The organism is uncultured Proteiniphilum sp. (genome assembly GCF_937873925.1).
Classification (GTDB): domain Bacteria; phylum Bacteroidota; class Bacteroidia; order Bacteroidales; family Dysgonomonadaceae; genus Proteiniphilum.
Window position 1 is genome coordinate 1 of the sequence record NZ_CALNAT010000052.1, and the last position, 10,110, is coordinate 10,110.

General features: G+C 47.1%; 8 protein-coding genes and 1 tRNA gene. 2 read left to right on the forward strand and 7 right to left on the reverse strand.

Going from position 1 to position 10,110, the window contains the following annotated elements; genetic code table 11:
- Positions 1-2,376: outer membrane beta-barrel protein (locus tag Q0502_RS03770; RefSeq protein ID WP_298647307.1), on the forward strand; the 2,376-nt coding region annotated here is incomplete at its 5' end.
- 126 nt (positions 2,377-2,502) lie between these two features.
- Here Q0502_RS03770 and Q0502_RS03775 read toward each other — a convergent pair.
- Genes Q0502_RS03775 through Q0502_RS03785 form a run of 3 tightly spaced genes read right to left on the reverse strand, consistent with a single transcriptional unit; the run spans position 2,503 to position 4,383 of the window.
- Positions 2,503-3,468 (reverse strand): hypothetical protein, encoded by a 966-nt coding sequence (locus tag Q0502_RS03775; protein WP_298647309.1) that lies wholly within the window; start codon positions 3,466-3,468, stop codon positions 2,503-2,505.
- Positions 3,469-3,514: 46 nt separating this feature from the next.
- Positions 3,515-4,078 carry a crossover junction endodeoxyribonuclease RuvC gene (gene ruvC / locus Q0502_RS03780; RefSeq protein WP_298647310.1) on the reverse strand — a complete coding sequence of 188 codons (564 nt, stop codon included), beginning with the start codon at positions 4,076-4,078 and terminating at the stop codon, positions 3,515-3,517.
- Complete coding sequence (locus Q0502_RS03785) at positions 4,075-4,383, reverse strand: DUF4286 family protein (protein WP_298647311.1); 309 nt, start codon at positions 4,381-4,383, stop codon at positions 4,075-4,077. Before Q0502_RS03785 ends, ruvC begins: the two co-directional genes overlap by 4 nt.
- Before the next feature lie 95 nt (positions 4,384-4,478).
- Here Q0502_RS03785 and Q0502_RS03790 point away from each other — a divergent pair.
- Positions 4,479-4,555, forward strand: a tRNA-Ala gene (locus Q0502_RS03790).
- An 82-nt stretch (positions 4,556-4,637) separates the two neighbouring features.
- Here Q0502_RS03790 and Q0502_RS03795 read toward each other — a convergent pair.
- From Q0502_RS03795 to glnS, 4 genes are all read right to left on the reverse strand, one after another.
- Positions 4,638-6,305, reverse strand: a complete 1,668-nt coding sequence (locus Q0502_RS03795) for an AMP-binding protein (RefSeq protein WP_298647312.1) — start codon at positions 6,303-6,305, stop codon at positions 4,638-4,640.
- A gap of 35 nt (positions 6,306-6,340) precedes the next feature.
- The gene (locus Q0502_RS03800; protein WP_298647314.1) at positions 6,341-6,904 is read right to left on the reverse strand and encodes a cupin domain-containing protein; all 564 of its coding nucleotides are present in this window, start codon (positions 6,902-6,904) and stop codon (positions 6,341-6,343) included.
- Positions 6,905-7,148: 244 nt separating this feature from the next.
- Positions 7,149-8,579: a tetratricopeptide repeat protein gene (locus tag Q0502_RS03805; protein ID WP_298647316.1), complete on the reverse strand. Its 1,431-nt coding sequence runs from the start codon at positions 8,577-8,579 to the stop codon at positions 7,149-7,151.
- 104 nt (positions 8,580-8,683) lie between these two features.
- Positions 8,684-10,110: glutamine--tRNA ligase (gene glnS, locus Q0502_RS03810; RefSeq protein WP_298647318.1), on the reverse strand; the 1,427-nt coding region annotated here is incomplete at its 5' end.

A 10,110-nucleotide genomic window follows, 5' to 3' on the forward strand; every position in this document is an offset into this window, starting at 1 on the left:
GCCGGTTCTTACAAAGTAACCGAAATGGCGGTAGTGGAAGACCTTCTCAAAGAAATGACCGGTGTAGAGATCGACGTGGACGGTACCATCAAAGTGAACGGAAAAGAGATAAAAAAAATACTGGTGGATGGCAAAGAATTCTTTAGCAACGATCCTAAAATTGCGTCCAAAAATCTGCCTGCCAAGATGGTTGATAAGTTACAGGTGCTGGATAATAAATCGGAAATGGAAAAAATGACCGGATTTGACGACGAAGTGGAAGAGATGGTAATCAACCTCACCGTTAAGCCTGATATGAGACAGGGAGTTTTCGGCAATGCTTTCGCGGGTTACGGTAATAAAGAGCGATACGAAGCAAACGCAATGGTCAACTATATGAGGAACAGGGATCAGATGACTTTCATAGGCGGCATCAATAACACCAACAATGCCGGTTTTTCCGATCTGGCCCCGGCTATGCTCGGGGGAACCGGCGGAGATCAAGGTTCCAGAGGAGGCAGGGGCGGCGGCGGTGGCGGAAGTAACGGAATCACCACCTCGGGAAATACTGGATTCAATTTCAATAAGGAGTTTTCCAAAAAACTGGAGATAGGCGGCAATGCACGGTATGGCAGAAGCCATACGGAATCCGCCTCCAAAATCTATACACAAAACTTTCTGAGCAAAGGCGATACTTATGAAACGGAGAACGACCGCTCTAACAGCTTTAGCGATAATGTAAATTTCGATCTGCGGATTGAGTGGAAACCCGATTCGCTCACATCGCTCGTTTTTCGTCCCAACGCTTCGTTTTATAAGAATGAAAGAGAAGAAGAGAGTGACTTTGCTACTACCCGGGAAAATAGCGATACCGTCAATTTCGGTAATTCCGGATATGCATCACACGGCAACGGAAATAACTTCGGAGGGAATATCCATCTTAACCGCCGTTTGGGAAAACAGGGGCGGAGCATCAGTCTCGGACTGGATGCCGGTACGAGCGATTCTGAAAGCAGGGCGACGAACCTTTCCAACACCTATTACAATGGAACGCGTCCCGATGACCTGATCGACCAACGTATCACCAATAAAAACAGCGGAACAAACTGGCGCTCTTCCCTCTCCTATGTGGAACCGATAGGAGAGCAAAAATTCCTTCAGTTCTCATACAGCTACCGTCAAAATTCATCCGGCTCGGACAGAGATACCCGCACACAAGACGAGGAGGGCAATTACACGATTTACGACAAACAATACAGCAAGATACTGAAGAACAGCTCCATCGATCAGGATATCAGCCTCACTTTCCGTTCAAGAAGAGAAAAATACAACTACTCTGTCGGCTTCAATATATACCCCTCTACCTCCAAAAGGAAGACTTTTGTAGGCGATTCATTGATCAACGACCTCACACAGAAAGTGACGAATTATTCACCCAATGCGCAATTCAATTATATGTGGACAAGGCAGAAAAATCTGCGGTTTACCTACAACGGAAGTACCGACCAGCCTTCTGTAAATCAGATATCACCGGTGACAGATATCACCAACCCGCTGAATATCACTTATGGGAACCCGGATCTTAAGCCATCATTCCATCACCGTCTCGATCTGAGGTATCAAAATTCCCAACCGGAGAATAACCGCTTTTACATGCTGAACAGCAATTTCAACTATACGACTAACGCCATCGTCACATCCCGTTTTACCGATCAGGAGACAGGAAAAAAAGAAAATACCTATATGAATGTGAATGGCAATTGGGATGCCAGTATGCGATTTACGACTACACAACCCATCATCAGTAAAAGATTTACGGTTTCAAGTACTACCTCGACAAGCTACAGCAGGAGCCACGGTTTTTCCAACTACGAAGAAAATATCAGCAAACAGACCAATCTTTCTGAAAATCTGAGTTTTAATTACAAATCCAATCGATTTAACTTTTCAGTACGGGGAAATATCTCCTATAACAAGGTAAAGAACAGCCTCGAAGGACAGCAGGACAGGGAATTCTTCAATTACGGTACCTCTGCGAATACAACCATTTATCTGCCGTTCGACCTGAATATCCAGAGTGATATACGCTATTCTACCAACTCAGGTTATGCAGACGGGTTCAAACAGAATGAAATTTTATGGAATGCATCATTGGAAAAACAGATATTAAAACAGAAAAACGGTATTGTCAGGCTGAAAGTATACGATATCCTGCAGCAACGAAGTAACATCCGCAGAAATGTTTCATCAAATTTCATTCGCGACACCACTACCAATACACTCACCAACTATTTCATCGTTCACTTCGTATACCGTTTCAACGTATTCAAAGGAGGGGCATCACGCAGTGATATGCAGAGGAGAGGTCCCAGGGGAGAGGGTTCCGGCAGGAGTTAAAACTCAAAAATCCGGAAAACGAAATCTGTCAAAAGGCGATACTAACTTCCTTCTGTATTTGTAGAGTTGATATACCCAATAGAGAAGAAATCCTGTGATAATATTTTTTTTCAAAGACATAGCCAGTTATCGTTTTAGAATCCATGCATCGGTATGCGTGGGGAATTTCTTATGAACTTCTCTCAAATAGACTTCCGCCGCATTTTTATCGGTAAATGAAGCGGCATATACATCAATACGATCGGGACGTTGCAGCCATCCTGTCTGATGAAAACCCTCGTCAATCAGCAGTTGCGTGGTTTTTTGGGCCGACTCCATACCTTTATAAACACCCATTACTATGTAGTATCTGGATAAATTGCCCGTTACCTTCAGTTCGGAGACGTCAACTGCCGGTGCAGCTATTCCGCTTACGGGAGTGGATTGCTTTCCCACCCTCTCGGTGTCAGTTATCGTTTCGCCTTCTATGACAGCGCTACTTACAGGTTGTGACATCCTGGGGCGAAACCAGCCGGTTTCAGAGATCATCCGGGCAGACTGCCGGCCAATAGTGGCATCACTCACCGGAAGGATAAACATCAGCACGGCTACAACAGCCACGGCGGCGACACTTATACCCGCACCACGGCTCCATTTTTGTCTGCTTTGATTTTTTCCGACCGCCACGGCGGGCTGCATCTGTATCAGGGGTTTCAGGGTAGCCTGGGTAAGTCCGAAAAAAGCGGGCCGGACAAATGATCCCGGGGTGTACACAAAACGTTTATCATCATGCATGACAAAAGAGCCTAACTTCCCCATATCCATACGACGTTGTTCATACAGTTGCCGTTTCAGTTCCCGCACATCCTGCGCGATCTTTTGCATGGCCGATTCAAACGTCATGCCTCCGTTCTTCATATAAGACTGCGCCAGCAATCCGTCATTATGGACGAGGTCACGGTTAAATACCAGTTCACACGAAGGAGCGTGGAATGTCGATATCCCATCCTTACGTGAGGAAATAGTATTTATCACAAAACCACCAAAATCGGGAATGATCACACAATTGTGATCATGCAGCAAAAGTTCAATATGGGAAGTAAAGTGATCCATAAGGCAAAGATAAAGAACTTTATACGAAATTCGTCACAAAAAACGATTATTTTTTCACCTTTTCCGGGTTGTGACCCGCATAATCTTTCCAGCTTTTATATTTTTTTTCACCGGTAGTGATATTCGATTGATAGAAATGACATAGTGCCGCTGCAAGACCGTCGGACGCATCCAGTTGCGGAAGCATATTCTCTTCGGGGATATGGAGTAGCTTCTGCAACATGTAGGCCACCTGCTCTTTGGCGGCCCTCCCGTTTCCGGTAATGGCCATCTTTATTTTAAGCGGTGCATACTCAAAAATAGGAATATCCCGCGATATAGCGGCGGCCATAGCTACCCCCTGTGCACGCCCCAGTTTAAGCATACTCTGCACGTTCTTGCCAAAGAAAGGAGATTCAATAGCCAGTTCATCCGGAAGATACTCCTCGATAAGGCCTATGACCCGTGCATATATTTTTGCCAGCTTCAGGTAATGATCGTCATATTTGCCCAGCTGCATTACCCCCATCGCTTCCATGAAGGGCTTGTTACCGAGCACACGGAGAATACCGTACCCCATCACCTGCGTACCGGGATCGATCCCCATAATAATCCGTTCTTTCCGTATCATCGACCAATGGTTTGCATCACAGTGGAAAACCCAGCCATTTTTTCTTTGAATCTCTCCAGCAAAGGAGCATAAATGGCTCCGCTCTCCTCGCTATTCCACCGCTCCAGCGCCGCCAGGTCGGAGACCAGGAATTCCATAGCAAAAGAAAGTCCTTCTTCTTCCTCTTTCCCAAATATGCGTGACAAACGGGGTGATGAGAGAAGGCCGCTTTGTATGGACATAGGGATAAAACGCTGCAGCATATATTCGATAAATTCTTCATGGATCTCTTCTTCCACATGGAAAGTAGTGTTAAAAACAATCATATATCGTGATTTTTTAATTTTCTGAACTATTCCGATTGCAAATATAAACAAATTCCCTATCTTTGCACCACAAAAATCCGGAGGGATTATATCACGGGGGTTTAGCTCATCTGGCTAGAGCGCAACACTGGCAGTGTTGAGGTGACCGGTTCGAGTCCGGTAATCTCCACCAAAGAAAGGGTGTCTTTTTCAAGGCTCCCTTATTTTTTTACAGCCCCGGTATGGCGGCTGGCGGTATATTCAATCAGTATGATCTACAGGATCTCAATGCCGTTTTTCTCACATAGCGCGAGGATCATTTCCCTAAGGCGGAATTTCTGTATCTTGCCGCTGCCGGTCATCGGGTACTCGTCCACGAAAAAGACATAGCGGGGTATCTTATACTTGGCAATTTTCCCTTTACAAAAATCCCGCACGTCTTCGGTCTCTAACCGGTGCCCTTCCTTGGGGATGATGAAGGCGCCCACGTCCTCCCCATACCGACCCGACGCCACGGCCACCACTTGTACATCCTTCACCCCCGGCATCCGGTAGAGATAATCCTCTACCTCTTTGGGAGATATATTCTCCCCTCCCCTGATGATCATATCTTTGATACGCCCGGTAATGCGATAGTTTCCGTTCTCGTCCTTTACCCCCAGATCACCCGAATGCAGGAACCCCTTCTTGTCGATAACCTGAGCCGTTGCTTCCGGATTTTTGTAATACCCTTTCATCACGTTATACCCGCGGCAGCACATCTCTCCCTGCATACCCACAGGGCACTCATTTCCTGTTTCGGGATCGATCACCTTCACTTCGGTAAACTCATAATCATGCCCCACGGTCGTGCACCGCACGTCAAAGGGATCATCCACACGACTCTGTGTCATGCCCGGGGAGGTCTCCGTCAATCCATACACGCTGGTCAGGTCCATAAACATCTTTTCGTTCACTTGTTTCATCAGCTCTTCGGGGCAGAGGGAACCGGCCATGATCCCCGTGCGCAGCGAACTCACGTCAAACAGGTCGAACATGGGATGGTTGAGCTGGGCGATAAACATGGTGGGAACCCCATGCAATACGGTGCATCGTTCCTTATGGACGGAAGCAAGCGTGACCAGCGGGTGGAACCGCTCCACCATCACCTGCGTGCTGCCATGCGTCAGGCAGCACATGGTGGCCAGCACCACCCCAAAGCAATGAAACAGGGGCACGCAGACGCAGCACTTGTCGCCAGACGTGAATTTCATATGCACCCCGGTCAGATATCCGTTATTGGCAATATTGTGGTGGGTAAGCATCACTCCCTTGGGAAACCCCGTGGTACCCGACGTGTACTGCATGTTCACCACGTCATGGCATCGGGAAAGTGAACGCAATCGTGTGAATTCGCGGTCGGGAACATTATTCCCAAGCAGTAGCAATTCGGCCGTGTTATACATCCCGCGGTATTTCTCCTGTCCTATGTACACCACGTTCCTGAGTTCGGGAAAGCGATCAGATTTCAATTTACCACGTTGGATGCTCCTCAGTTCGGGGACCAGGTCGTAAATAATATCGGTATAATTGCTTCCCGGAACGCCGTCGGTCATGCACAATGTGTGCATGTCCGAATCTTTCATGAGGTAAGCCAGTTCTTCGGTACGATAGCTGGTGTTCACCGTCACAGCCACGGCGCCGATCTTCGCGGCCGCGTAGAGAAAGGTGAGCCAGTCCGGCACGTTTTGGGCCCAGATACCTACGTTGCTGCCCCGGGTCACCCCGATGGAGATCAACCCTTTTGCCATGTTATCGACCCTTTTATTGAAGGTATCCCAGCTAAAACGCAGGTTACGGTCGGAGTAAACAATATATTCTTTATCCGGTGTTTCTTTGGCCCAGTATTCCAGCCAGTCTCCCAGCGTTCTGTCGGAAAGTTGAATAACGGATTGATTGATCATTGCTAATAACGGATTTTTCCGCGTTACCGCGGAGTTCATGCAGGAGCATATACGATACCCAGTATCTTTGCCGTGGCATTATCCCCGGCCGTCACCCGGTGATCCACGATGGAGTCGTAATAAATGCTGTCACCCTTGTGTAACTCATACCTCTCTTTTCCATAGTGCACTACGATGTCGCCCTCCAACACGAAGAGAAACTCTTCGCCTTCGTGCGACGAGTAACTTTCGTTTCCGGCTACAGGCTTGATATCAATGAGAAACGGCTCCATGCTCCGCCCGGCTTTTTTCGCTGCCAGCGAAGCAAAATCCATGTGTGAGTGATTGTCGGTCAGGTGGCTGGTAAAGGTGACCGTTGGGGATGAATGGGTATGCCGGGTAACAACCGGTCCTAACTCTTCACTGTCGTCGAGAAAAGTACCTGGGCGCACTCCCAGTGCACGCGCAATCTTAATTATCGACGCAAGGGATGGAATTCTTTCATCTTCCAGGATCCTATTTACCTGATCCAGTGTTAACCCGGCTCCTGCAGCCAGATCTTCGGCCGATATATTTTTACCGGCGCATACCATTTTTATTTTTTCCGTAACAGTTGTCATCTTTTTCCGATTGAAGCTGCAAAAATAAAATAATTTAAACAACAGACCAAATATTATTTGAAAATGTCATTTTTTCAGCCTGTTTTATATCAATTCTATTTTTTAAAACCTATTTCCCTGTCAATCTATTCTGTAGCCGGTATCCTTCAATCACGGTATTAACGGGTCCGTCTTGGTCATCTGCACCCATAGAGATGGTATTAACCACAAGATTTGGAAATTAAATATGATCGAAATAAAATGGTCAGTATTTTATATTCTTGAACAGTACCCTGTTCTCGCGTGCTTCGTTCAGCCGCGTTAATATTTTCGCGCGGTTGTAATCGGAAAAATCGCTGTTCTCGTTACCGGTAATCAGATTGAGCAGATCTATCAGTTCCTTATCCGAAAACTGCTCCATGATCTCATCGAACGGTTCTTTGGAGCCGATCTCGAAACGGATAAAGGCAAGTCTCGATTTTGCGGTCGGAAAATCGGGCGCAATCTCCAGTAACTCTTTCAGATACCCGGCAGCCTGTTCATACTTTTCCTGCACCACACTGATATTCGCCAATCTGTCGAGTACATCCTCATTGCCTTCTGACACAAGCGCCGCTTTCATATACGCCGTCTCGGCACCGCCAAAATCCCCGTCATGAGAAGCCAGTTCACCCTCCAGCATAAAATACTCGAATGTCTCTTTTTCAGACTCAGGGATCTGGTCAAAGAGCTCTTTCGCATGCTCATAGTCATCTTTATTGATATAGACAAACGCGCGTCTGGCCATAATGCCTTCGCTTCCCAGTAATTCTTCCCTTTTGTCGATAAGTTTCATCATCTTATCATATTGTTCCATAGCCGCATAGGCCTCCAAAAGGGAATCATATACCGATTCGTCATCGGGCGATTTCAGCAGGCACTCTTCAAAGAGAACAATGGCTTCCCCCAGATTATCATTCAGATATAACGAAAGGGCTTTCATCTTCAGAACAGTGACATCATCCTCATTAATAGTAAGCGCAAAATCAAACGCATCTACCGCCTTATCATGCTGTTCGTTCATGGAATAGAGTTTCCCTATATTCACCCATCCGTCATATGAATAAGGATCGATATCGAGCAGCCGGTTGTTGTATTCTATGGCTTTATCCAGCTCTCCCTTCATCTCATAAGCGTAGGCAAGGTCGACAATGACATCGCTGTTCGAATCATTGATCTTCGTACTTTCTTCCAGAAAAGAGATGGCACGGTCGAACAGGTCCACATCATTGAACATAAACCCCAATTCGGTAATGAAAAAATAAAGATCGTCTATGGGTAGCTCCTGTTTTAGCGTACTGTTGATGAGGCGGTCCACCTCGGCATGTTTTCCCAGGTGCAGCAGCGATTCTATTTTCAGCAGCGACAGATCCACTCCGCCATCGTCCGAGATCCATTCCATATAATCGAGCGCATCTTCGTACATCTCCGAATAGACAAGCATTTTCGCTTTCAACAGCATCAAGTCGGGGCTGCCGGGATGTATTTTAAGCCCTTCATTGATGAGCTCCTCTGCTTCGTCGTTATTGCCTTCTGCGCTGTAATACTCAGCCAGCATAGCGAACTCGTCGGCATCGAAATATATTTTCCTGCCGAGTGCACGCATATGCTCGTACTTTTCAATCAATAAATTAATGTCCAGTCCATTCTCTTCCATCTACACTCACCTTCAGCTATTCGATCCCATCAGACCATGGTCGTCCTGGTATATTCAAATAAACTTAGTTGTTTTGAATCTTATTCCCAAATAATTCACTAAAGTCAGTCGTTCTTTTTCCAGGAATCCTTGAGTGCTACCGTACGGTTAAATACCAAGGCACTTTCCGTGGAATCGGTATCTGCATTGAAATAACCGATCCGTTGAAACTGAAAGTTATCCAGCGGTTTTGCCTCTTTCAGGTATTCCTCCACCTTACATCCTTTCTTCACGATGAGCGAACCGGGATTCAGCAACTCCCTGAAATCTTTCTCCTTTTCTCCTGCCGGATCTTCCACCATAAAGAGGCGGTCGTAGAGCCTCACTTCGGCATCCAGGCTGTAGGGGACGGATACCCAGTGGATAGTCCCCTTCACCTTCCGGTTCGAATCGGGCATACCGCTTTTCGTCTGTGGATCATATTCGGCATACACTTCCGTGACATTCCCCTCCTCATCCTTCCTGCAACCGGTACACTTCACGATATAGCCGTTTTTCAGCCGCACCTCGTTACCCGGCGTCAGACGGAAATATTTTTTGGGAGCCTCTTCCATAAAATCGTCGCGCTCTATCCAGAGTTCGCGGCTGAATTTCACCTTTCGGCTGCCCATACTTTCATCCTCGGGATTATTGACCGCTTCCATCTCCTCCACCTTCCCTTCGGGATAGTTGGTAAGGATCAGCTTCACGGGATCGATCACGCCAGAAACACGTATCGCGCGGGTATTTAGATCTTCACGCACAGCATGCTCCAGCAGCGACACGTCGTTGATTGCGTCATATTTTGTATAGCCTATTTTGTCTACGAAACTGCGGATCGCTTCCCGGGTGTATCCCCTGCGGCGCATACCGGTCAGTGTCGGCATACGCGGATCATCCCACCCCGAAACCAAGTTCTCCTGCACTAATTGCAGCAGCTTGCGCTTGCTCATTACGGTATAGGTGAGGTTCAAACGGTTGAACTCAGTCTGCCGCGGACGGTAACCGTTGTCGGCCAGTTGATCGAGAAACCAGTCGTACAGCGGACGATGCACCTCGAATTCCAGCGTACAGAGCGAGTGGGTCACCCCTTCGAAGTAGTCGGACTGCCCGTGTGCAAAATCGTACATCGGATAGGCCTTCCATTTTGTGCCGGTACGATGGTGGGGAATATGGATCACACGATAGATAATAGGATCACGGAAATGCATGTTCGACGAGGCCATGTCTATTTTGGCGCGTAATACCATCTTTCCTTCGGGGATTTCTCCGCTATTCATTTTTTCAAACAGTTCCAGCGATTCCCCGACAGGCCGGTCACGATAAGGGCTATGAGTTCCCAGTACGGTGGGTGTCCCTTTCTGTCTTGCAATCTCTTCAGCCGACTGCTCATCCACATAGGCCTTGCCCTCTTTGATAAGCTGTACGGCAAAATCCCACAATTGCCCGAAATAATCAGATGCATAATAGACGTTTTCCCAGTGAAATCCCAGCCATTTTATATCTTCCATGA

What these genes read in the sequence shown, in the direction of transcription:
- Q0502_RS03775 (WP_298647309.1), bottom strand. Translation starts at nt 3,468, where the DNA reads ATGGATCACTTTACTTCCCATATTGAACTTTTGCTGCATGATCACAAT.
- ruvC (WP_298647310.1), bottom strand. Translation starts at nt 4,078, where the DNA reads ATGATACGGAAAGAACGGATTATTATGGGGATCGATCCCGGTACGCAG.
- Q0502_RS03785 (WP_298647311.1), bottom strand. Translation starts at nt 4,383, where the DNA reads ATGATTGTTTTTAACACTACTTTCCATGTGGAAGAAGAGATCCATGAA.
- Q0502_RS03795 (WP_298647312.1), bottom strand. Translation starts at nt 6,305, where the DNA reads ATGATCAATCAATCCGTTATTCAACTTTCCGACAGAACGCTGGGAGAC.
- Q0502_RS03800 (WP_298647314.1), bottom strand. Translation starts at nt 6,904, where the DNA reads ATGACAACTGTTACGGAAAAAATAAAAATGGTATGCGCCGGTAAAAAT.
- Q0502_RS03805 (WP_298647316.1), bottom strand. Translation starts at nt 8,579, where the DNA reads ATGGAAGAGAATGGACTGGACATTAATTTATTGATTGAAAAGTACGAG.